Annotated in this window: 22 protein-coding genes; 16 read left to right on the top strand and 6 right to left on the bottom strand. The window is 61.7% G+C overall.

All coding sequences use genetic code 11. The annotated features are described in order from the left end of the window. Positions 1-5: 5 nt before the first annotated feature. Positions 6-917: a pirin family protein gene (locus AB3N21_RS15205; protein ID WP_367936001.1), complete on the bottom strand. Its 912-nt coding sequence runs from the start codon at positions 915-917 to the stop codon at positions 6-8. 169 nt (positions 918-1,086) lie between these two features. Between AB3N21_RS15205 and AB3N21_RS15200 the strand changes: the two genes are divergently transcribed. After that, positions 1,087-1,563, top strand: a complete 477-nt coding sequence (locus AB3N21_RS15200) for a hypothetical protein (protein WP_367936000.1) — start codon at positions 1,087-1,089, stop codon at positions 1,561-1,563. On the opposite strand, the gene AB3N21_RS15195 is transcribed toward AB3N21_RS15200, so the two are convergent. The 3 genes from AB3N21_RS15195 to AB3N21_RS15185 all read right to left on the bottom strand — a co-directional run bounded on the left by AB3N21_RS15195 (position 1,560) and on the right by AB3N21_RS15185 (position 4,285). Beyond that, entirely contained in the window at positions 1,560-2,057 is a 498-nt protein-coding gene (locus tag AB3N21_RS15195) for a pilus assembly protein (RefSeq protein ID WP_367935999.1), read from the bottom strand. The two genes, AB3N21_RS15200 and AB3N21_RS15195, sit on opposite strands and share 4 nt — an antisense overlap. 78 nt (positions 2,058-2,135) lie before the next feature. Next, entirely contained in the window at positions 2,136-2,672 is a 537-nt protein-coding gene (locus tag AB3N21_RS15190; protein WP_171174588.1) for a TadE/TadG family type IV pilus assembly protein, read from the bottom strand. Continuing rightward, positions 2,669-4,285, bottom strand: coding sequence for a pilus assembly protein TadG-related protein (locus AB3N21_RS15185; RefSeq protein WP_367935998.1), 1,617 nt, complete (start codon positions 4,283-4,285; stop codon positions 2,669-2,671). The genes AB3N21_RS15190 and AB3N21_RS15185 overlap by 4 nt, the downstream gene beginning before the upstream one ends. Between AB3N21_RS15185 and AB3N21_RS15180 the strand changes: the two genes are divergently transcribed. From AB3N21_RS15180 to rpoD, 9 genes are all read left to right on the top strand, one after another. Next, positions 4,275-4,433 carry a hypothetical protein gene (locus tag AB3N21_RS15180; RefSeq protein ID WP_171174584.1) on the top strand — a complete coding sequence of 53 codons (159 nt, stop codon included), beginning with the start codon at positions 4,275-4,277 and terminating at the stop codon, positions 4,431-4,433. The two genes, AB3N21_RS15185 and AB3N21_RS15180, sit on opposite strands and share 11 nt — an antisense overlap. 275 nt (positions 4,434-4,708) lie before the next feature. Beyond that, positions 4,709-6,139 carry a Glu/Leu/Phe/Val dehydrogenase gene (locus tag AB3N21_RS15175; RefSeq protein WP_367935997.1) on the top strand — a complete coding sequence of 477 codons (1,431 nt, stop codon included), beginning with the start codon at positions 4,709-4,711 and terminating at the stop codon, positions 6,137-6,139. Between the two features lie 230 nt (positions 6,140-6,369). After that, on the top strand, positions 6,370-7,623 hold the full coding sequence (locus AB3N21_RS15170; protein WP_367935996.1) for a sarcosine oxidase subunit beta family protein: 1,254 nt from the start codon (positions 6,370-6,372) through the stop codon (positions 7,621-7,623). 60 nt (positions 7,624-7,683) lie between these two features. Then, the gene (locus AB3N21_RS15165) at positions 7,684-7,947 is read left to right on the top strand and encodes a sarcosine oxidase subunit delta (RefSeq protein WP_367935995.1); all 264 of its coding nucleotides are present in this window, start codon (positions 7,684-7,686) and stop codon (positions 7,945-7,947) included. Next, positions 7,944-10,877 carry a sarcosine oxidase subunit alpha family protein gene (locus AB3N21_RS15160; RefSeq protein WP_367935994.1) on the top strand — a complete coding sequence of 978 codons (2,934 nt, stop codon included), beginning with the start codon at positions 7,944-7,946 and terminating at the stop codon, positions 10,875-10,877. The genes AB3N21_RS15165 and AB3N21_RS15160 overlap by 4 nt, the downstream gene beginning before the upstream one ends. Beyond that, complete coding sequence (locus AB3N21_RS15155; protein WP_367935993.1) at positions 10,870-11,415, top strand: sarcosine oxidase subunit gamma; 546 nt, start codon at positions 10,870-10,872, stop codon at positions 11,413-11,415. The genes AB3N21_RS15160 and AB3N21_RS15155 overlap by 8 nt, the downstream gene beginning before the upstream one ends. Positions 11,416-11,451: 36 nt before the next feature. After that, positions 11,452-11,751, top strand: a complete 300-nt coding sequence (locus AB3N21_RS15150; protein WP_367935992.1) for a hypothetical protein — start codon at positions 11,452-11,454, stop codon at positions 11,749-11,751. Positions 11,752-11,830: 79 nt separating this feature from the next. Beyond that, the gene (gene dnaG, locus AB3N21_RS15145) at positions 11,831-13,783 is read left to right on the top strand and encodes a DNA primase (RefSeq protein ID WP_367935991.1); all 1,953 of its coding nucleotides are present in this window, start codon (positions 11,831-11,833) and stop codon (positions 13,781-13,783) included. Between the two features lie 114 nt (positions 13,784-13,897). Beyond that, positions 13,898-15,886: an RNA polymerase sigma factor RpoD gene (gene rpoD / locus AB3N21_RS15140; RefSeq protein ID WP_171174570.1), complete on the top strand. Its 1,989-nt coding sequence runs from the start codon at positions 13,898-13,900 to the stop codon at positions 15,884-15,886. A 48-nt stretch (positions 15,887-15,934) separates the two neighbouring features. Here the strand turns inward: rpoD and AB3N21_RS15135 are convergent, their stop codons facing one another. After that, complete coding sequence (locus AB3N21_RS15135; RefSeq protein WP_367935990.1) at positions 15,935-16,465, bottom strand: hypothetical protein; 531 nt, start codon at positions 16,463-16,465, stop codon at positions 15,935-15,937. Positions 16,466-16,513: 48 nt separating this feature from the next. Between AB3N21_RS15135 and AB3N21_RS15130 the strand changes: the two genes are divergently transcribed. From AB3N21_RS15130 to ribD, 6 genes are all read left to right on the top strand, one after another. Beyond that, positions 16,514-16,972: a thiol-disulfide oxidoreductase DCC family protein gene (locus tag AB3N21_RS15130; protein ID WP_367935989.1), complete on the top strand. Its 459-nt coding sequence runs from the start codon at positions 16,514-16,516 to the stop codon at positions 16,970-16,972. Between the two features lie 3 nt (positions 16,973-16,975). Beyond that, positions 16,976-17,521, top strand: a complete 546-nt coding sequence (locus AB3N21_RS15125; protein WP_367935988.1) for a DUF4166 domain-containing protein — start codon at positions 16,976-16,978, stop codon at positions 17,519-17,521. An 81-nt stretch (positions 17,522-17,602) separates the two neighbouring features. Beyond that, positions 17,603-18,007 (top strand): hypothetical protein, encoded by a 405-nt coding sequence (locus AB3N21_RS15120; RefSeq protein WP_367935987.1) that lies wholly within the window; start codon positions 17,603-17,605, stop codon positions 18,005-18,007. Positions 18,008-18,077: 70 nt separating this feature from the next. Continuing rightward, entirely contained in the window at positions 18,078-18,491 is a 414-nt protein-coding gene (locus AB3N21_RS15115) for a secondary thiamine-phosphate synthase enzyme YjbQ (RefSeq protein WP_367935986.1), read from the top strand. Positions 18,492-18,612: 121 nt separating this feature from the next. Next, on the top strand, positions 18,613-19,083 hold the full coding sequence (gene nrdR / locus AB3N21_RS15110; protein ID WP_171174558.1) for a transcriptional regulator NrdR: 471 nt from the start codon (positions 18,613-18,615) through the stop codon (positions 19,081-19,083). Beyond that, a complete protein-coding gene (gene ribD, locus AB3N21_RS15105) occupies positions 19,080-20,180 on the top strand; it encodes a bifunctional diaminohydroxyphosphoribosylaminopyrimidine deaminase/5-amino-6-(5-phosphoribosylamino)uracil reductase RibD (RefSeq protein WP_367935985.1) in 1,101 nt (366 codons plus the stop codon). The genes nrdR and ribD overlap by 4 nt, the downstream gene beginning before the upstream one ends. A 93-nt stretch (positions 20,181-20,273) precedes the next feature. On the opposite strand, the gene AB3N21_RS15100 is transcribed toward ribD, so the two are convergent. Beyond that, complete coding sequence (locus AB3N21_RS15100; protein ID WP_367935984.1) at positions 20,274-22,277, bottom strand: capsular polysaccharide biosynthesis protein; 2,004 nt, start codon at positions 22,275-22,277, stop codon at positions 20,274-20,276.

The raw sequence follows: 22,277 nt of genomic DNA, 5'->3' as shown, positions 1-22,277 counted from the left end.
CAGGATCAATGGGCGGGCTGGATGAACGTTCCGTTGCGCAGGTCGCGAAAGGCCTGCCGCAATTCCTCTTTCGTGTTCATCACGATCGGCCCGTGCCACGCCACCGGCTCGGCAATCGGCGCGCCTGAGATCAGCAGGAAGCGCACACCTTCAGGTCCGGCTTGCACGGTGATCTCGTCACCGGTGCCAAAGCGCACCAATGTGCGGTCGCCGGACATGTCGCGGATATTGACCTCTTGTCCCGCCACCTCTTTCTCGAGCAGTACGCCTGTGGGTGCCGAGGCACCGGCAAAGGCGGCCTGGCCTTCGAACACATAGGCGAAGGCGCGGCGATAGGTGTCGATGTGAAAGGTTTTCCTAACCCCCGCGGGCACGAAGATATCTAGATATTGCGGATCCGCCGCGATCCCGTCCACCGGCCCTCTCTTGCCCCAGAACTCACCTACGATCACCCGAACGCGGGTGCCGTCATCATCGACCACTTCGGGGATATCATTGCCGCGCACATCCTGATAGCGCGGCGCCGTCATCTTCTGGCTCGCGGGCAGGTTGCCCCAGAGCTGGAACCCGTGCATCTGACCGCTCGCGTTCCCCTTGGGCATCTCCTGATGCAGGATGCCCGAGCCTGCGGTCATCCACTGCACGTCGCCTGCTCCAAGCGTGCCGGTATTGCCCAGCGAGTCGCCGTGCTCAACCGTGCCGGACAGGACATAGGTGATGGTCTCGATGCCGCGATGCGGGTGCCAGGGAAACCCTTTAAGGTAATCCTCGGGCCGTTCATTGCGGAAATCGTCGAACAGCAGGAAAGGATCGAGCTCTTCCGGATCCTGAAACCCAAAGGCGCGGTGAAGTTTGACGCCTGCGCCCTCCATCGTGGGCACAGCCTTGCGGGTTTCAATCATTGGTCTGAGGGACATATCGGCCTCCTGTAGCTTTGCCCCAAGATAAATCGTGCGTTGCTGCGATCAATTTGCGCTCCGGCACCGATGCTGTGCGAATTTGTGGGGGCCTGATGGTGGCAGCAAGGCCCTGTCGCTTGCCCCGGATTTGCAGTATCCGACAGTCAGAACAAAACGGAGAGGTGCGATGCAGGACGAGATACTTGCCGTGGTCGAGGCTTCGGCGCCCCGCCGCTGGATCGGGGTAGGGATGCTGGTGACCGTGGGCGTGCTGGTTATCTACGTGGCGCTTGCGACGCCACCTGCACTCGGGTGGCAGGTATTTCTGATCGTGATGGGCATTCTTGCGCTCTGGTTGGCGCAGCGGATGTACCAGGCAACTGCGTACCGGATCGAACTCACTACAACAGAGCTTCGCTCAAGCGCCGGGGTTGTCATAGCCCAGGTTACCGATGTCGAGGCGATGGACCGCGGCGTGTTCGCCTTCAAGCCCTCCAACGGTTTCCTGCTTCGGACCCGAACCGCAGGGGAGGGCACCTGGGCACCCGGTCTCTGGTGGCGCCTGGGCCGTAGAATCGGTGTCGGCGGCGTTACTGCCGCCGCACAAACCAAGTTCATGTCGGAAACTCTGGCCGCCTTGATGGCGGAACGAGACGGCGTTTAAACGCTGGCCGCAATCTCGTTGGTGAAACGGGGACGGGTGAAGATGAAATTATTCAGCTCGATCTCACCGATAAGGCCCCAATTGAACAAGACACCAAAGACCAGCGGCGGCTGAAAGTCGTTGCTGGTTTCGACAACGATCAGCGTGTCGGCGTTGGGCATGGGCGGCAGCCGGTCGCGCATCAGGTGGACGTTGCCGTCGGTCCATTCAGTGTCGAATCCTCGCACGGTCGACCACCTGACAAAGTGACGGTCTTCCTCTTCGTCAAAGGCGATGAGGGTCAGACGCATGCTTACGTTTTCGGTGTTGCGGATCATGATCTGCATCAGCTGATGCATCGAATCCACGTAAGTTTCGTCGATCTCCTGGGTTTCGCGGGAAATCAGGTCGCCAATCGTGTAAGCGGCTTTCAGGTTCGATGCGCTCTGCCGGTACGCATCGAAAAAGGTGTAACACCCGATAATGGTCCAGAAGATGATGGGGAGGGTGAGCATCGTCTCAATCGCAATGACCCCTTCTGTATCTCGTGCGAATTTCCTCAGGTGGTTGCGGAGTTTAGCCATAAACATGTCTTACCTCGGCTCCTGAACGAAAACGGTCGTGGCCGTCAGCGCGTATTGCCCGTCTGCATTGTCCCCCAGTCTCCGGCCAAGTGCGGAGGTCGGAAAAACGGGCGAGATTTTTGCGCATGCGCGCAGTACCATCAATTCGTTGCTCTGCCCGTTTGCGAATGAACGGACCGGCCGGACCTCTTCGGATTTGTCCGTGCAATCCGGATCGGCGGGCAGGGCTACACCGGCAAACGGATCCAACTGTATCATTTCCAACTTCAGGTTGGCGTCACAATTCGGGATGAAAGCCGCTCGAACACAAACGGTGTCCTTGATCGCATCATGGGTAAAGGCCGTGCCGGTTCCGATGCGAATGTCCCTGACCGTCAGATCCACGGCCCGCTCAAGCATCGCGTGGTTCAGAGCGACAAAGCCCAACTCGATCCCAGAGAGCGCAGTTACCATGACGATCGGAAAGACAATGACGAATTCAACGACGATGTTGCCGGATTCGTTGCGCCGGAAACGGCGCAGGAAGTTTGCCACGCGGCGGATCATTGAGTCAGCCTCAGCTTACGGATCGACGATGCGATCGAGGCAAAGACATCCGAGATGCTTACACCTGGTTCCGTCTCATAGTAATGGCTGTCCGAGCTGGCGCAGTTTTGCAGCTGGTAGACCCCCCCGGACGGCGCTTCAAAGCCGATGGTGTATACAATCACGCCCGCGTCCTTGGCTGCCGAGCAGATGGACTGAGTGCGCGAGTTTTTGACACCGGCATCGATACCCTTGCGAATATCATAGTACCACGGGTAGTTAGCCGCCGAACCCATCCATGGCTGAAAGTTCGTGTAGTAGTTGCTCAAAATCGAGGTGTAGGCCCAGAGTTCCCCGAAAGAGAGTTCAGTAGCGGTTCCTTCTTCTTCCGTTTCTCGGGTGTCGGTGCAGTTACCGTATTGGTTTGTGCTGATGCAACGCTCGTATGTGCCGTTCCCGTACGCGTGGTCTTGCCAATTGCTGAGTGCGTCCAATTCCGAGGTGGCATTGTCCCAATAGTAGCGGTTGTTGTTTTCGTCGAAGGTGGAGTACCTCTTCGCCTGCTCATTCCACCAGACTGTAGAGTTGTCCCCACGATAACCTTCAGGGATATAGTATTGTGTGGTGTTTGCCCCGTCGGTCATCAGCACGATGACCTTGAGGGTTTCGCTTGTGCCATATGCGCCAGGGCGGTCGCCGAAAACACTGGGGATTTCGTTGTTGGCCGCCAACTGCGAAACAACAGGACGCATGCTCGGGTCAAGAAGGGCGGTGCCCCATTTCATGCCGATTTCCAGCGAGGTATTGCCACGGGCAATGAAGCCTTCGATGTAGTTTTTGAGCACGGTTGCGTCTTTTTGCAGCGGCAAAATCTCGCGGGACTCGCGTGCTTCACAAACCGGCAATGAGGAACCGGAACTCGTACCTTCGCCCAAAATGTCTGGAGATGCGTTGATGCGGGCATCATAATTGTACCAGGGATCGAAATGCATCGTGCGCGTCAGCGGATCCGTCGGTGAAAGCGTGCGGCTCGAGAACTGCGAAGACGTGAAGTTCACGCAGTTGGAGTAGTCGTGCTCAGTGGAGACGTTGAGTTGATCAAAAATGCTATCCGGCACCGAAACCTGCGATGCATAGGGGATGATGGAAATCGAGAGCTTGCCGTCCTCGGAGTTCTCGATCATCTGGTCCACGAATTCCTTGGCCGCAACCTTCAGCCGCGGCAGCCGGTTGTTGCTGTTCATTGAGCCTGACACGTCCAGTACCAGCGATATCTCGACGCCGCCGATGCTTTCCTCGGCGGCACTTGCAGCCGGTGCGCTGAACGACCGAACGCCGGTAAAGTTCACAAAATGCGTCGGAACCTCCATCTCGGCGGTCGCCGTCACCTTCCGGTAGCCGATGCTTTCCTGCACATCCACGCCGGTGAGGTATTCGCCCAGACCGGCTTTGTCCAAATAAGCCTCGACCACCTGTTGCGGAGGAATCGTCTGGTCGAGGTCAGCCGCCGCCAGCACTGCCCTGTCGACGGTGTATTGCAGGATTGACCGGTTCCGCTCGAAGCGCATCAGGTCGACGCCCAGACCGGTGATCGCCAGGATGGTGATAAAGAGGAAAAGTGCATTGATCGTCATGCTGCCATCCTCGCCGGACGCGAACTTTCCGATCTCCGATCTGGCAAAAGGGGCAGTTTTCTTTTGTTCAACCACCGACTTCCAAGAACCCATGCGCATGACAAACCCTCTGATGGCCGAGCAGCCGACCTTAGATAAATTGACCTGAGAAAACTATAGATAGAAGATGGCAGGATTTGGGCGAAGTTGTTGCTATATAGCCATTATTGTACAGAAACGCGGGATACTTTGCGCCGCTGGCGGATTTCTGTTTCTCAGCATGGGACAATGACGCGCCCTCGCCGATGAGAAGCCCGAGTCGCTAATAAAATGTAAACAGACCAAAGCCTTTGCCGAAAAAATTGGCACTTCTTAATTGAACCGTCATAAGCTGGGTGCGACAAAACGCCATGACGTGAGTCGGAAACGGGCAGGGAGGATTGCATGACCCGAACAACCGAACCCAGCTTTCGCGAGAGTGTGGATCTGATGTTCAATAGGGCGGCGGCCCTTATGGATTTGCCGCCTGGCCTCGAAGAGAAAATCCGCGTTTGCAACGCGACCTATACGGTCCGGTTCGGGGTGCGCTTGCGGGGGCAGATGCACACCTTCGTGGGGTACAGATCGGTGCATTCCGAGCATATGGAGCCCGTCAAGGGCGGCATCCGTTTCGCCACCGCCGTGAACCAGGATGAGGTCGAGGCGCTGGCCGCGCTGATGACATACAAATGCGCATTGGTGGAGGCGCCGTTTGGCGGTTCAAAGGGCGGATTGTGCATCGATCCCCGCGAATACGAAGAATATGAGATGGAGCAGATCACCCGCCGCTTTGCCTATGAACTGGCCAAGCGCGACCTGATCAACCCCTCTCAGAATGTGCCGGCCCCCGACATGGGGACAGGTGAACGCGAGATGGCGTGGATCGCGGATCAGTACGCGCGGATGAACACGACCGACATCAACTCGCGCGCCTGTGTGACCGGCAAGCCGCTGAATGCGGGCGGGATCGCCGGGCGTGTTGAGGCCACGGGCCGAGGGGTCCAATACGCGCTGCGCGAGTTTTTTCGTCATCCCAAAGATATGGCGGAAGCGGGTCTTGAGGGCTCGCTCGATGGCAAGCGGGTGATCGTACAGGGGCTTGGAAACGTGGGCTACCACGCTGCCAAGTTCCTGAGCGAAGAGGACGGATCCAAGATCATCGGCATCATCGAACGGGACGGAGCGCTGTTCGACACGGACGGCCTGGATGTCGAGGCGGTGCGGCAATGGATCGTCAAGCATGGCGGTGTGACCGGGTTCCCCGACGCCACGCATGTGCCTGACGGCGGGACCGTGCTTGAGGAAGAGTGCGATATTCTCGTTCCTGCCGCGCTGGAAGGGGTAATCAACCTATCCAACGCGGAACGAGTCAAGGCGCCGCTGATCATCGAAGCGGCAAACGGGCCTGTCACCGCTGGCGCCGACGAGATTCTGCGCAAGAAAGGCACCGTGATTATTCCGGACATGTATGCCAACGCGGGTGGTGTGACCGTGTCCTACTTTGAGTGGGTCAAGAACCTCAGTCACATCCGCTTTGGCCGCATGCAGCGCCGCCAGGAAGAGGCACGCCATGAGTTGATCGTGAGCGAGCTACAGCGATTGGACCGTTATCTGGGCGATGCTTGGTCGATGTCACCGAACTTCAAGGCTCAGTATCTGCGCGGGGCTGGTGAGTTGGAACTGGTGCGCTCGGGCCTCGATGACACGATGCGGATCGCATATCAGTCGATGGCCGAGGTCTGGCATGACAGGTCGGACGTCGGGGATCTGCGGACGGCGGCCTACATCGTGGCGATCGACAAGGTGGCCAAGAGCTATCGGGCTAAAGGCTTGTAGGTTTTCCGTGATCAAACAAAGCCGAGACGCGCTCCATTTGGGGCGTGTCTTGCTTTGAACTTGAAGGTTCGGCGCCCAAAGTCATCCGGCAATGCGCTGCGTGTCTCAAGCACGACGAAAACGGTCGCGCGTAGGACAGTATTTGTCGAAAAGCGATATGGCCCGGCCCATGGCGGGTTGATAGGTGTTTCCCGGCGGGTCAGTTTCAGCCTGCGACAAGGGGAGAGCACATGCGGTTTTCAGGGCTTCGAATTCTGAAGGAAGGCTTGACTGGCAACAAGGGCTGGACGCCGCATTGGCGCGATCCCAAGCCCAAGGCCGAGTACGACATCGTCATCATCGGCGGCGGCGGGCATGGTCTGGCCACGGCCTATTACCTGGCCAAGGAGCATGGGCTGACCAACGTGGCGGTGCTGGAAAAGGGCTATCTGGGTGGCGGCAATGTGGGACGGAACACCACCATCGTGCGGGCCAACTACTTCCTGCAGGGCAATTCCGAGTTCTACTCGCACTCGCTGGGACTGTGGGAAGGCCTGGAAGAGGATCTGAACTATAACGTGATGCATTCGCAGCGGGGGATCATCAACCTGTTCCACTCCGACGGCCAGCGGGACGCGGCGGCGCGGCGCGGGAACATGATGATCAGCCAGGGGGACGATGCGATCCTGCTGGGCCGCGAAGAGCTGCGCAAGATGCTGCCTTATCTGAACCACGACAACCTGCGCTTTCCGCTTTATGGCGGGCTCTACCATCCGCGCGGCGGCACCGCGCGCCACGACGCGGTGGCCTGGGGTTTTGCGCGGGGTGCCGATCAGCGCGGTGTCGATCTGATCCAGAATTGCGAAGTCACCGGTATCGATATCGAAAACGGCACGGTCAAAGGCGTGCAGACCTCCCGCGGCGCGATCCGGGCCAAGAAGGTGGCCATGGTGGTTGCGGGCCGGTCAGGGCAGGTGGCGGCGATGGCGGGGATGCGCCTGCCGATCGAAAGCCATGTGTTGCAGGCCTTTGTCACCGAGGGGCTGAAGCCCTGCATCGACCATGTAGTGACCTTTGGCATGGGGCACTTCTATATCAGCCAGTCGGACAAAGGCGGCCTCGTTTTTGGCGGCGATCTGGATTTCTACGCCTCATATGCGGCGCGCGGTAACCTGCCCACGGTTGAAAACGTGATGGAGGCGGGCATGGCGCTGGTGCCGATGATCGGCAAGGCCAAGGTCCTGCGCAGCTGGGGCGGGATCATGGACATGTCGCCCGACGGCTCTCCGATCATCGACCGAACCCATATCGACGGACTCTATCTGAACTGCGGCTGGAACTATGGCGGGTTCAAGGCGGTGCCGGGCTCGGGGAATGTGTTTGCGCATCTGATCGCTACGGATCGGTATCACGAGAATGCCACGCGGTTCCGCCTGGATCGGTTCCGGACCGGGCGCGGGATCATGGATGAAGAGGGCAAGGGCTCTCAGCACAACCTACACTAGGGGCGCGTGGCAGATGTCGGATTTGAGTATTTGTAAAAAGATGAAGATGGGGGTGCGGCCATGAGGATCACCTGTCCGCATTGCGGCGAGCGGGATCGCCGGGAGTTCTATTATCGCGGTGCCGCCGTGGATCTGGACCGGCCGGCGCTGGATGCCGGTGAAGAAGCGTGGGACGACTTCGTCTATCTGCGCGAGAACCCGGCCGGGGTGACGCGGGACCTGTGGTATCACGAGGGCGGCTGCGGCGCCTGGGTGGTAGTGACCCGCAATACGGTGACCCATGAGGTCTTGGGCACCGAACTGGCATCGGAGGCGCGGTCATGAGGGTTGATGGCAAGGGCCTGCTGGACCGGTCGAAATCGGTGCCTTTCCTGTTCGATGGCGTGCGCTATTCCGGGTATGAGGGCGACACGCTGGCCTCGGCCCTGCTGGCCAATGGCATCCGGCTGATGGGGCGCTCGTTCAAGTATCACCGCCCGCGCGGGGTGCTGACGGCAGGCAGCGAAGAGCCGAACGCGCTGGTGACCGTGGGGCAGGGTGCATCGCAGGAGCCCAATGTGCGGGCGACCATGCAGGAGATCTATGCCGGGCTCGACGCGCGCAGTCAGAACCGCTGGCCGTCGCTGAATTTCGATGTGTTGGGGATGAACGATCTGGCCGCACCCTTCTTTGGCGCGGGGTTCTATTACAAGACCTTCATGTGGCCCAAGAGTTTTTGGGAAAAGGTCTATGAGCCCGCGATCCGGCGCGCGGCGGGGCTGGGTGCGCTCTCGGGTCAGGACAATGTAGACAAGTATGAGCGCGCCTATGCGTTCTGCGATCTGCTGGTGATCGGTGCCGGGCCTGCGGGTCTGATGGCAACGCTGGTAGCGGGCCGGGCCGGGGCGGATGTGATCCTGGCCGATGAGGGCAGTCGCATGGGCGGCCGCCTGCTGGCCGAGACTTATGAGGTCGACGGCAAGCCCGGTTTCGTCTGGGCCGATGAGGTTCTGGCTGAGCTCAGGGCGATGGACAATGTGCGCTTTATGACCCGAACCACCGTGACGGGCGCCTATGATCAGGGCACTTACGGCGCGCTGGAACGAGTGTTGCATCATACCGGGAACCGCCCCCATGGCGCGCCGCTTGAGACGTTCTGGCACATCGTGGCCAAGCGATCAGTTCTGGCGGCAGGCGCGCTGGAGCGGCCTGTGGCCTTCCGCGACAATGACCGGCCCGGCATCATGACGGCAGGGGCGGTGCGGGCCTATCTCAACCGCTGGGGTGTGAGCGCGGGGCGCAACGTGACCGTGTTCGGCAATACCGACGACATCCACCGTACCGCCCGCGATCTGCTGGAGGCTGGCGTACACGTGGCCGCGGTGATCGACAGTCGCCATGACGCGCCGCTCTCGGATGACTATCCGGTCCTGCGCGGGGCGCAGGTCTGCGGCAGCTCTGGGCGCAAGGGGCTGGAGAGCATCACCGTGCGCCGCCCGAGCGGCGAAGAAAAGATCCAGACCGATTGCCTGGCGATGACCGGTGGGTGGAATCCGTCCGTACACCTGACCTGTCACATGAACGGGCGCCCCACCTGGCAGCGCGACATTGCTGCTTTCGTGCCGACGCCGGGCGCGGTGCCGGGCATGGTCGTGGCCGGGGCCTGCAACGGCACGTTCTCGACTTCCGCTTGTCTGCGCGAAGGAGCGGCTGCCGCGCGCGAGGTGCTGGGCGAGTTGGGCTTCAAGACGCCCGATCTGGCGCTGCCGCAGGCCGAGGATGCGCCGTACGAGATCGCGCCGCTCTGGGCCGTGCCGGGCAAGGGCCGGGCGTGGTTGGATTTCCAGAACGACGTCACGGTCAAGGATGTGAAACAGGCGGCGGTCGAGAATTTCCGCTCGGTCGAGCATATGAAACGCTATACCACGCAAGGGATGGCGACCGATCAGGGCAAGAACTCGAACGTCGCCGCGCTGGCGGTGCTGGCCGATGCGACCGGGCGGGGGATTCCCGAGACCGGGACCACGACGTTCCGTCCGCCCTATTCTCCGGTCGCCATTGCGGCATTTGGTGCCGGGGCCGAGGGGATGGGGTTCAAGCCGCAGCGCTTCACCACCTCGCACAAGGCGACCGTCGCGCGCGGGGCGCCGATGATCGAGGCAGGGCTCTGGTATCGACCGAGCTATTTCCCGAAGGCCGGTGAAACCACCTGGCGGCAATCCTGCGACCGGGAGGTGCAGTTGGTGCGCGAGGCGGTGGGCGTGGCCGATGTCTCGACCCTGGGCAAGATCGACATTCAGGGGCCGGATGCGGGCGAGTTTCTCGATTTCGTCTACACCAACATGTTCTCGACGCTGAAGGTGGGGCGCACGCGCTATGGCCTGATGCTGCGCGAGGACGGGCATGTGATGGATGACGGCACCACCGCGCGGCTGGGCGAGCATCATTATGTGATGACCACCACCACGGCGGGCGCGGGCGATGTAATGAAGCATCTGGAATTTGTGGCCCAGGGGCTGCGGCCCGATCTGGATGTTGCGTTCACTTCGGTGACGGAACAATGGGCGCAGTTCGCCGTCGCCGGCCCGAAATCGCGTGAGCTGCTGAACGGGCTGCTGGAGGCACCGCTGACTGATGAGGACTGGCCGTTCATGGCCTGTGGCCCGGTCAAGGTGCTGGGGGTCGAGGGGCGGCTGTTCCGCATCTCGTTCTCGGGTGAGCATGCCTATGAAGTCGCGGTTCCCGCGCGGTATGGCGCCAGCCTCTTCGACGTGCTGACCGAGCGGGCTGAGGCGCTCGGTGGCGGGCTCTACGGGATGGAGGCGCTGAATGTGCTCAGGATCGAGAAAGGGTTCATCACCCATTCCGAAATCCATGGGCGCACGACTGCCTTCGACATCGGCATGGGCCGGATGGTGTCGGCCAAAAAGGACTGCATCGGCAAGACTATGTCCGAGCGTCCCGGTCTGGAAGAGGACGGGCGTGAGCAGCTTGTGGGGCTCAAGCCCATCGGCGAAAGCAGGGAATTGCTGGCCGGGGCGCATCTTTACAAGGAAGAGGCCGAGCCGGTTCGTGTGAACGACCAGGGCTATGTCACCTCGGTCTGCTACTCACCGACGCTGGGCAGCATGCTGGGTCTGGGCTTTCTGGCCGACGGTCCGGCGCGCTATGGCGAGATCGTCAAGATGGTGGACGGGCTGCGCGGGGTGACGACGCTCTGCGAAGTGGTGAACCCGGTGTTCTTTGACCCCGAAGGAGGGCGTGTGCGTGGATAAGCTGAGTGCCAAGACCCCCTGCGAGGGGCTGCTGCCGCTGACGGTCGGATCGGTGAAACTGACCGAGGAAGACCCCGGCACAATGACCTCGATTGCGCCCTACAAGGGCCGGGTCAACGATCTGTCGGCAGCGCTGAAAGCCGCGCATGGCATGACCTATCCAGCGGCCAACCGGGCAACCGGCAAGGCCGGGGCGCGGGCGGTCTGGTTCGGCCATGCGCAGGCGATGCTGATGGGACCCGCGCCGGATGCGTCTCTGGCCGAACACGCGGCCCTTGTGGATCAGTCGGATGCCTGGGCCGTGGTGCGGCTTGACGGCGACGGGGTCGAAGATGTGCTGGCGCGTCTGGTGCCCGTCGACCTGCGCCCGGCGCAGTTCAAGCGCGGGCACACGGTGCGCAGCCTGCTGTTTCACATGTCTGCCTCGATCACGAAGGTGGGCGAAAAGACGTTTCAGATCATGGTGTTCCGCTCCATGGCCGAGACACTGGTTCACGATCTGAAAACGGCCATGGAAGGTGTTGCCGCACGCGGATAGACTGCGCCCGAGTTTTAACAATTCACGGAGACACGCATGTTTCGCCTTGCCCTTGCCGCCACTGTTCTGATGGCCGCGCCCGTCCATGCTGCTGAAACCAAAGAGCAAAGCTGCCAGTATCAGGCGGATGTGGTCGCCGCGATCCAGCAGGCGCGGTTGGATCGGGTGAAGGAACGCGACGTGCCCGCCGCAATTGCCAAGACCGGTCCGGACTGGCCCGAGAACTACAATGCCGCCATCCCGCTGATCACCCCGTGGGTCTACGAGCAGAAGATGCGCGACGTGCGCAAAAAGGACCTGAGCGCGGCCTGGCTGGAGCTCTGCCTGCAGCAGTAATCCACTGCTGCCGCAATTGCCTGTGGACAACGCGCGCCGGGTGCTTGGCGTGCGTGTCGGTTTCTGTCAGATTTGACCCATGTCACTGCCCCCCGGATTTCTGGACGAGCTGCGCACCCGCCTGAGCCTGACACAGGTTGTCGGGCGCAAGGTGATGTGGGATCAGCGCAAGTCCAATCAGGGCAAGGGCGACATGTGGGCGCCATGCCCGTTCCACCAGGAAAAGACCGCCTCGTTCCACGTCGATGACCGCAAGGGGTTCTATTACTGCTTCGGCTGTCATGCGAAGGGCGACGCGATCAGCTTTGTGAAAGAGACCGAGAATGTCTCGTTCATCGAAGCGGTCGAGATTCTGGCGCGCGAGGCCGGGATGACCATGCCCGCACGCGACCCGCGCGCGCAGGAGAAACAGGATCGCCGCACGCAACTGGCCGAGGTGATGGAGCAGGCGGTACAATTCTTCCGCCTGCAGCTCAACACCGGCGCGGGGGCCGCGGCGCGCGATTACCTGACGCGGCGGGGGCTCGCCGAGCCTGCGCTCGAGCGGTGGGAGATCGGATTTGCCCCCGACGGCTGGCAGAACCTTTGGGATCATCTGCGCGGCAAGAGCGTGGCCGAGGATCTGATCCTGGGGGCGGGGCTCGCCAAACCCTCGAACAAGGGCGGCAATCCCTATGACACGTTCCGTAACCGGATCATGTTTCCCATCCGCGACGTGCGCGGCCGCTGCATCGCCTTTGGTGGTCGGGCGATGGACCCCAATGACAACGCCAAATACCTGAACTCGCCCGAGACCGATCTTTTTGACAAGGGCCGCAGCCTCTACAACCACGGCCCCGCGCGCACGGCGGCGGGGCAGGGCCAGCCACTGATCGTGGCCGAGGGCTATATGGACGTGATCGCGCTGGCCGAGGGCGGGTTCGGCGCCTCGGTCGCGCCTTTGGGCACCGCGATCACCGAAAACCAGTTGCAACTGCTCTGGCGGGTCGCGGATGAGCCGATCATCGCGCTCGACGGCGACACCGCTGGTCTGCGCGCGGCGATGCGGGTGATCGACCTGGCGCTGCCCCTGCTCGAGGCGGGCAAATCCCTCCGCTTTGCCCTGATGCCCGAAGGCAAGGACCCCGACGACCTGATCCGGGCCGAAGGGGCGCCTGCGGTGAAAGCGGTGCTGGATCAGGCCATTCCGATGGTCAAACTGCTCTGGCAGCGCGAAACCGAAGGCCGCGTCTTTGACAGCCCCGAGCGCAAGGCAGCGCTGGACAAGGCGCTGCGCGAAAAGATCAGGCTGATCCGCGACCCCTCGATCCGCTCGCATTACGGGCAGGAAATGAAGGACCTGCGCTGGCAGCTTTTCCGCCCGCAGCGGGGGGGTAAAAAAGGCAAATGGCAGCCGCGTGGGCAATGGGAACGGGCTAAGCCTGGCGCGGTTTCGACCACCAAGGCCTCGCTCTTGGCCTCGTCCGGCGAGGACAGCCAGATCCGCATGCGCGAGGCGGTGATCCTCGCTGCCACCATCGCCACGCCGCAGGTGGTAATCCAGTTCGAGCATGAGATCGAGAAGATGGAATGCCGCGATCCCGACCATGCCGCTCTGCGCGACGTGATCTTGCGCCACGCCATCGACTCGCCCGAGATGCTACAGGATCACATCGAACAGGTTTTGGGTCCTGAGGCCCTTGAAAACCTCCACGCCCTTCGCCATGTGGCCATCAGCCCCTGTGTGCGCCGTCCCGGCGATCTGGAAGCGGCCGAGATGACCCTGGCCGAAGAACTCGCAAAACTCTCTGCGCTCCGTGGGCATGCCGCTGAAATCGCCGAAGCCCGTGAGGAAATCGCTGAACTGGATGACGAGGCCCTGACCTGGCGCGTGGCCCAGGCCGCCGAGGAGCGCAACCGCGCAAGCCGCAGCGAGAACGAGGACAAGGCGATTTTCGATGTCGCCGACAACGGCGCCCGAATCAACCGGGACGAGCGCGAGGCGTTCGAGGCGATCATGGCGGGCATCAACTTTGACCGGAAACGCCGGTGATTGTGCGTTTTCCTAAGGAACCGACAAAGAAAAACGGGTAAACGGGTGGCCGAATCACTTCTTCGCGCTAATGATTCGGTTCCAACGAATCACCCATCCCTGCAGGAGCACTGAATGGCCGCCAAGGACACCAACGAGGAACGCAAATCCGACGAGCAGGATCAGGAAATCTCGCTGGACATGAGCCAGACCCAGGTCAAGAAGATGATCGCGGAGGCTCGCGAGAAGGGTTACATCACCTACGATCAGCTCAATCAGGTTCTACCGCCGGATCAAGTGAGTTCGGAACAGATCGAAGACGTAATGTCGATGCTGTCCGAAATGGGCATCAACATCATCGAGGATGAAGAGGCGGAAGAGGAAGAGCAGAAGGGCTCGACCGAGATCGTCACCACCGAAGGCGCGCGTGAGATCACGCTGGCCGGGGCCCAGACCGAGAAACTGGATCGTACCGACGACCCCGTGCGCATGTATCTGCGCGAAATGGGCAGCGTCGAACTGCTGAGCCGCGAGGGCGAGATTGCCATCGCCAAGCGGATCGAGGCGGGCCGGAACACGATGATCCTGGGGCTCTGCGAAAGCCCGCTGACCTTTCAGGCGATCACCATCTGGCACGACGAATTGCTGAGCGAGGATATCCTGCTGCGCGACGTCATCGATTTGGAGGCCACGTTCGGTAACCAGATGGACGAAGAGGGCGATGTCGAAGAGCCGGTCGTCGATACCTCGGCGGTACAGGCCGCGAAGCCCGCCAAGGATACCGGCCCGGAACTGGATGCCGATGGCAACCCGATTGCCACTGACGATGATGACGACGAGGACGATCAGGCCAACATGTCGCTGGCCGCGATGGAGGCCGCGCTCAAGGATCAGGTGCTGACCACGCTTGAGCGTATCTCAACCGATTTCGCAATGTTGTCGGAAATGCAGGACAGCCGCATCTCGGCCACTCTGAACGAGGATGGCTCGTTCAGCGAAAAGGATGAGGCCACGTATCAGAAGTTGCGCGCCGAGATCGTGGAACTGGTGAACGGGCTGCATCTGCACAACAACCGCATCGAGGCGCTGATCGACCAGCTTTATGGCATCAACAAGCGCGTGATGTCGCTGGACAGCGCGATGGTGAAACTGGCCGACCAGGCCCGCATCAACCGGCGCGAGTTCATCGAGGCCTATCGCGGTCGCGAACTGGACCCCAACTGGCTGTCGGAAATGGCCGAGAAGCCCGGCCGGGGCTGGCAGATGTTCATCGAGCGCTCGTCGGAAAAGGTCGAGGAACTGCGCAACGACATGGCGCAGGTCGGCCAGTATGTCGGTCTCGATATCAGCGAATTCCGCCGCATCGTGCAGCAGGTTCAGAAGGGCGAGAAAGAGGCGCGTCAGGCCAAGAAGGAAATGGTCGAGGCCAACCTGCGTCTGGTGATCTCGATTGCCAAAAAATACACGAACCGCGGCCTGCAATTCCTTGATCTTATTCAGGAAGGCAACATTGGCCTGATGAAGGCGGTGGACAAGTTCGAATACCGCCGCGGCTACAAGTTCTCGACCTACGCGACATGGTGGATCCGTCAGGCGATCACGCGCTCGATCGCGGATCAGGCGCGGACCATCCGTATTCCGGTGCACATGATCGAGACGATCAACAAGCTGGTCCGTACCGGCCGCCAGATGCTGCACGAGATCGGTCGTGAGCCGACGCCCGAAGAACTGGCCGAAAAGCTGCAGATGCCCCTCGAGAAGGTTCGCAAGGTGATGAAGATCGCCAAGGAACCGATCTCGCTCGAAACGCCCATCGGCGACGAAGAAGACAGCCAGCTTGGCGATTTCATCGAGGACAAGAATGCAGTGCTGCCGCTGGACAGCGCCATTCAGGAAAACCTCAAGGAAACGACGACCCGGGTTCTGGCCTCGCTCACCCCGCGCGAGGAACGGGTTCTGCGGATGCGCTTTGGCATCGGCATGAACACCGACCATACGCTGGAGGAAGTGGGTCAACAATTCAGCGTGACCCGCGAGCGTATCCGCCAGATCGAAGCGAAGGCGCTGAGAAAGCTGAAACACCCCAGCCGGTCGCGCAAGCTGCGCTCGTTCCTGGATCAATAATGTAAGGGCGCCTCTCCGGAGGCGCCTTTTTCTTGGCGGGGCACTGACCTACTCGCCGGCGTCTTTCGATGCCTGAAGCCAGTGCACGTCGACAAGGTTCTGCATTTCTCCGACGAACGATGCCTGAACCGCGCGCAGTTTCGAGATCTGTGGCAGGCGGATATCGTCGTAGTCTCCAGCCTTGGGCGGCGCAAATTCCGGTGACCTGAGCATCGTGTCCAATTCGCGCATCAGAACCAGAACCTTGGCATCCTTCTGTTTAAGAACGATTTCTCCCTCGGCCTGCAGCGTGAACAGCTCGGTCCTGATGTTTCGGCGGCGTTCGTAGAAAGCGGGATTGTCGATGGCAACCTCGCTTTGGATTCTCAGCGCCGTCGCAGCAGAGATTCTGGCTGCAACCCGTTGCGACCAGGCGATCAATACCTTTTCCGCTTCGATCCGGTTGGCTTCGAAAGAGATGTTGTTTGATGCCTGCGTGAGCTTCTCAGCGGATTTTGCAATCTGCCGCGCCTGAACGGCGACAAAAACGGCGACGCAAAATGTCGCAATTCCGATGCATTCTTCCAGCGTAATGGTCATTTGAAGGATAATCTTCTATTTGGAGCAAGGTGTTCATTGCGTTCAACCATGGATGGAATTCGAAAACAAGGCGCTGAAAACTTGGATGCAGAGCCCGAATTGGACACCGACCTCATCGTCTTCGACGGCGAGTGCGTGCTGTGCTCGGGCTTCTTCCGCTTCATGCTGCGCCGCGACCGGGCACGGAGGTTTGCCTTTGCCACCGCGCAATCTCCGCTTGGTCAGCGCCTCTATCGCCAACTCGGTCTGCCCATAGACGAGTTCGAAACCAACCTGGTGATTGTCCGAGGCCGTGTGCATCAACGGCTCGATGCCTTTGCTGCCGCCATGCGGGCCCTGCCGGGGTTGTGGCCGCTGCTTTCCGTCTGCCGCTTCCTGCCCAAGGTGGTCAAGGACCCGCTCTATTACACCATTGCCCGTAACCGGTACGCGATCTTTGGCCGGTACGCGCAATGCATGATCCCCGATGCGGCCGTGCGGGCGCGGTTTGCGCCCGAGGGGTTCTGAGGCATGGACGATCCGTTTCTGCAAGCCTTGGCTCCGGGCGCGGACCTGCCGGAAGCGGTATACGCGCTGCATCGGTTTCAGGGGCGGCTGCAAGGCCGGTGCCGGATCGAGCGGGGGCGGGGCTGGCTTATCGCCGCGCTGCTGTGGCTGGGTTGGTTTCCTTCATCCGGACGGGACGTGCCGGTAAGCCTGACCATCACGCGTGACCACGGGACATGGGTTTGGGTCCGTGACTTCGGCGGCCATGTGACCCGCTCGGCTCTCACTTTCGATGCCGAATCAGGAACCGTACGCGAGCAGTTGGGGGCGCTTACCCTGTGGCTCTCCCCGCGCAGGATAGAGGAAGGCATTGCCATCGACATATCCCGATTGGCGGTCGGTGGGCTACCATGCCCGCGCTGGCTGCTACCCCGCTCAACCACGACCGAACGGCAGGATTCCGATGGTCGGTTTTGCTTTGATGTGGCTGCCGCGCTGCCCTTTCTGGGGCGCCTGATCCGCTATCGAGGCTGGTTGCAACCGGCAAAGGATGGTACTTACGGGTTCTGAATTTGCCGTGAATTGATCTGTGCGGATCCTAGTGACGTAACTAGTTCTGTCGCAAAGGCACCAAAAGAGAGATTTAGACCAATGAAACTCAGATTGTTATTGACCGTTGCCGCAACATTCACGCTTGCTGCCGAGGCGCAGGCTTTCAGCGCTAAGAACGGTGCGCGCGTGAACCCCATCAGTGGCTCCGTGTTCGAGGTTATCCCACGCACCGATACCAGCTCGGATGCCATCTGGTGTGCAGCCTCCGACTTCTCCCGCCGCGCTGCGGGGGCGCCTTGGAACCAGAAGATCTATGTCGTCAGCGGCCGTGGGCGGAGCGTCACGACCGGGCGGCGCACCGCGGTGCAATTCACGCTTAACCCAACCGCCGCAGGTGTCACGCCGTTGCAGGGAGGTGGGCTTCGCACCGGTTTCCCGGTGGGCGACAGCATGAGCGTTCAGCGGGCTAATTCCCTCTGTAACGTCATCCCGTTTTTTCGGTGAATGCGTGTTCCTGGATTGCGATGACTAGCGAGAGCTTGAACGCAGTCAGCCCCACGGGCATCTAGGGAACATGCAGACCGAATTTCAGATCGAGACCTGGGGCCCCGGCCTCTATGAATTCACGGCACAGCTGCGAGAGTGGATGCGCCCCACGAACAAGGACGGGCTGCTGACGCTGTTTGTCCGCCACACCTCCTGCTCACTGCTGGTCCAGGAAAACGCCGATCCCGAGGTGCAAACCGATCTGCACGCCTTTTTTGAACGGCTGGTGCCGCCGTCTGATCATCCGTCGATGGCCTATCTGCGGCACACATATGAGGGTCCGGATGACATGCCCGCCCATATCAAGGCGGCGATGATGCCGGTATCCCTGTCGATCCCGGTCGCAAACGGGACGCCCGAATTTGGCACTTGGCAGGGTGTTTACCTATTCGAACACCGCCGTGCCCCGCATACGCGCCGGGTCGCTGTGCATTTCGCCTGACATCCTTTATCTTGCGGTGTGAAATTCCGTCTACCCAAACTCTAGCGGTTATCCTATAGTTGTGGATAAGTGGGCCGGAGCGCTCACAAAAAGAGGCGGACAAGGGACGAGGAGACGGCGAATGCGCTGCCCGTTTTGCGGAAATATCGATACTCAGGTCAAGGATTCACGGCCCGCAGAGGATCACGTGGCGATCCGCAGGCGGCGGTTCTGTCCGGCGTGCGGGGGGCGGTTCACCACCTATGAACGCGTGCAACTGCGCGATCTGGTGGTCATTAAGTCGAACGGCAAGCGCGAGGATTTCGACCGCGACAAGCTGGAGCGGTCGATCCGCATCTCGATGCAGAAACGTCCCATTGACCCGGACCGCATCGACCAGATGATCTCAGGCATCGTGCGGCGGCTTGAGAGTATGGGCGAGACCGATATCGCCTCGAACAAGATCGGTGAGATCGTGATGGAAGCGCTGGCGCGGATCGACACGGTCGCCTATGTTCGCTTTGCGAGCGTCTACAAGAATTTCCAGGCGGCCGACGATTTCGAGGAGTTTGTCCATGAATTGCGCCCGCCGCAACCTCCGGCTGAAGAGTGAACGACACAGATAAGCGTTTCATGGCGTTGGCCCTGTCACTGGGCCGGCGCGGACAAGGAACATGCTGGCCCAACCCCGCAGTGGGTTGCGTGATTGTGCAAGGTGGCCGGATCGTCGGGCGCGGCTGGACTCAGCCGGGCGGGCGTCCGCATGGGGAAACCGAGGCGCTGGCGCAGGCCGGAGAGGCCGCGCGCGGTGCGACCGCCTATGTTTCGCTGGAACCTTGCGCCCATCACGGAGAAACCCCGCCCTGCGCCGAGGCGTTGATTTCGGCAGGCGTGGCCCGGGTGGTCTGCGCGGTCGAGGACAGTGACCCACGCGTTGCCGGTCAGGGCTTTGCTCAGTTGCGTGAGGCGGGAATCGAGGTGACGACCGGCGTGCTGCGCGATCAGGCCGCGCGGGATCATGCCGGGTTCTTTCTGAAAACCGAACAGGGCCGTCCGCTGGTGACGCTGAAACTGGCCAGCAGTTTCGACGGTCGGATTGCCACGGCGACGGGGCAGAGCAAGTGGATAACCGGACCCGAGGCGCGGCGTGTGGTGCATGCCATGCGCGCGCGCCACGATGCGGTCATCGTCGGCGCTGGCACGGCGCGGGCGGACGATCCGTCGCTGACCGTGCGCGATCTGGGGATTGAGCACCAGCCGGTGCGGGTGGTGGTCTCGCGCCATCTGGACCTGCCGCTGATGGGGCAGTTGGCGCGCACCGCCAACGATGTTCCCGTCTGGCTGTGTCATGGCCCGGGTGCCGATGCCGAGCGTATGCGCGCCTGGGAGGGGCTGGGTGCGCGTCTGATTTCTTGTGCGGTGCATGGCGTGCAGCTCGATACGGCGGACCTGCTCCAGCAGTTGGGGCAGGCCGGGTTGACCCGGGTGTTCTGCGAGGGTGGCTCGGCGCTGGCAGCCTCGTTGCTGGCTGAGGATCTGGTGGATGAGCTGATCGGTTTTTCGGCGGGGATCGCAATCGGAGCCGAGGGGTTGCCCGCGGTGGGCGCGTTGGGTCTGGACCGGCTGGAGGATGCGCCCCGGTTCGAACTGGTCGAAACCCGGCCTATCGGTTCGGATATCCTGCACCGCTGGACGCGCGCCCTGAGATAAGCATCCCGGGAATCACAGAGCGGAAAAAGGCGTTTGAAAACGCCTTAAAGCGGTTTGGAAACCGCTTAAGCCGCTTGCAGGCGGCTTTGCGGCCTACCTCCAGAGGTGCGCATAGGTGGCAAAGGTGCCTTGTAGCTTGGACAAGAGCCGATTGGCCAGCCCCGGATGCGGGATATGTCCCGCGCTCAGCCGCTCCACCGCCACTTCGACCGGGCAGGGCAGGCCGGTCACCGGGTCCAGGTAGCGCGGATAGTCGATTAACGCCGCGTGCACGAGGCCCATGAGCGACGGTCGCGCGCCCCTGCGTGCAGGCACCTGTCCAAGATCAGTCGTCAGCCCCCAGCCTGCGTAGAACGGCGCACCCAACGTGGTCACCTTGACCCCGCGCAACAGCGCCTCGAACCCGGTGAGCGAGGTAATGGTCCAGACCTCGTGCACCTGCATCAGCAGCGCCGCCGGATCGGTGCCGCTGGCGATCACGTCCGCCAGATCGGTGGGCGCGATGTCACCGGTGCGCAGCCCGGCCTCCACATCTGGATGCGGTTTGTAGATGATCACCGCCTCCGGATTGGCCTCACGTGCCGTGCGCAGCAGGTCGAGATTTGTCCGGATAGTCCCCGCACCCTTGTGGATCGAGGCGTCATCCTCGACCTGTCCGGGCACGAGGATACGGTGCCCTTCCGGCAGATCGGGCAGCACGGCGCCGCCCAGATTGTATTTGCTGAGCCCGCCCTCGGTCAGCCGCGCCACCAAACGTTCAGCCCTGAGTTGTTGATCGGGGCGGAGGGTCTCGCGCGCGGCGATCAGCGCTTCCAACCGGCTGGGCCGGGTCGGGTCATAATAGATGCCCAGATCGTCGGTCACCAGCGACACCGGCGGCACCAACTCAGCCCCCAGCCCGCGCGAGCGCAGAAACCCGTCTTCGACCCGGACCACGCCATCCCGGTCTCCGGCCCGGTTGGCCCAGCACATATGCGGGCGCGGATCGGTGGGGTCGGGAGCTTCAACAAAGCGGATCTTCTTCTGTTGCGCGAACATCTTCTGCAAGGGGCGCCGCTTCCACAGCCGCATGCCCGAGGCGGTCCAGCCTCGGTGATCCTGCCGCCATGCGCGGGTCAGTGCCTCGAGCGTGTCCAGCACGGTTTCCAGCTCACACAGCCGGTCACGATAGGGATCGTACCACGTCGGGTAGAGCAGCATCGCCGCTGCAAACAACTGCGCGCGGGTCAGGTGGCGCTGACGACGGGGCAGGGGGCGTTCGTCCTGTGTCAGACCCCAGCCCGCATAGAAGGGCTGCCCGAACACCCGGGGTTTGTGTCCGGCCAGTATCGCCTCGAATCCAAATTGCGAGGACAGCGTGTAGACCCCGACCGCGCCTTCGAGCAGAGCCCAGGGGCTGACCGGCTGATCCACCAAGGTGACGCGCCGGGTTGCGTCCTGCGATGTGTAATGTCCGGACCGATGCCCGGCGGCAGTCTCGGGATGGGTTTTGATGATCACCCGCGCGCCCGGATGCTCCTCCTGAGCAAAGACCAGCATCTCGCGAAACAGCGCCTCATCGCCGCCGCTTGCGGTGACGGCGGCGTCGCCCCTCGTCTGATCAACGACCAATACGTAACCGGGTTGGGGCACCGGCGCTTCGGGGTCGAAGGCGGAGTATTTGCTCAGATGCAGCTCTCGCATCCGCTCCGTCGCGCCGCGTGCGCGGTTTAGCAGTGCGGTGTCGTCCAGTGGATGGGTGGCCAGCAGGGTCTCCAGATCGGACGGCGCGGCAGGGTCGAAATGCACCCCGGACCGGTCGAGCAACAGCCCCAACGGCGGCTCGCCCAAGCGCCCTGGATGAAGCGAGCGCAGAAAGGCGTCCTCTACCCGCAAGAGCGGCGCATTGCGGCGCGCGGCCACCGCCCGCCCGCGATGGGCGGTGGGGCTGTTGCCCCAGATGCCGACCATGTCTGATGGTCCGGGCAGGCCAAGGCGCAGGTCATACCCTGCCAGCGACAGGATACGGCGGATGCGGCGTTGGGTCAGGAAGCCCCCGTTATAAACGAATAGCCGGGAGCGTTCGCCCCCGGCCGCCGAATCCGGATCATGGCTCAT

It is taken from the genome of Ruegeria sp., assembly GCF_040830605.1.
Taxonomy (GTDB): domain Bacteria; phylum Pseudomonadota; class Alphaproteobacteria; order Rhodobacterales; family Rhodobacteraceae; genus Ruegeria.
The sequence above is the reverse complement of the archived record's forward strand: the minus strand, read 5'-3'. Positions and strand labels throughout refer to the sequence as shown.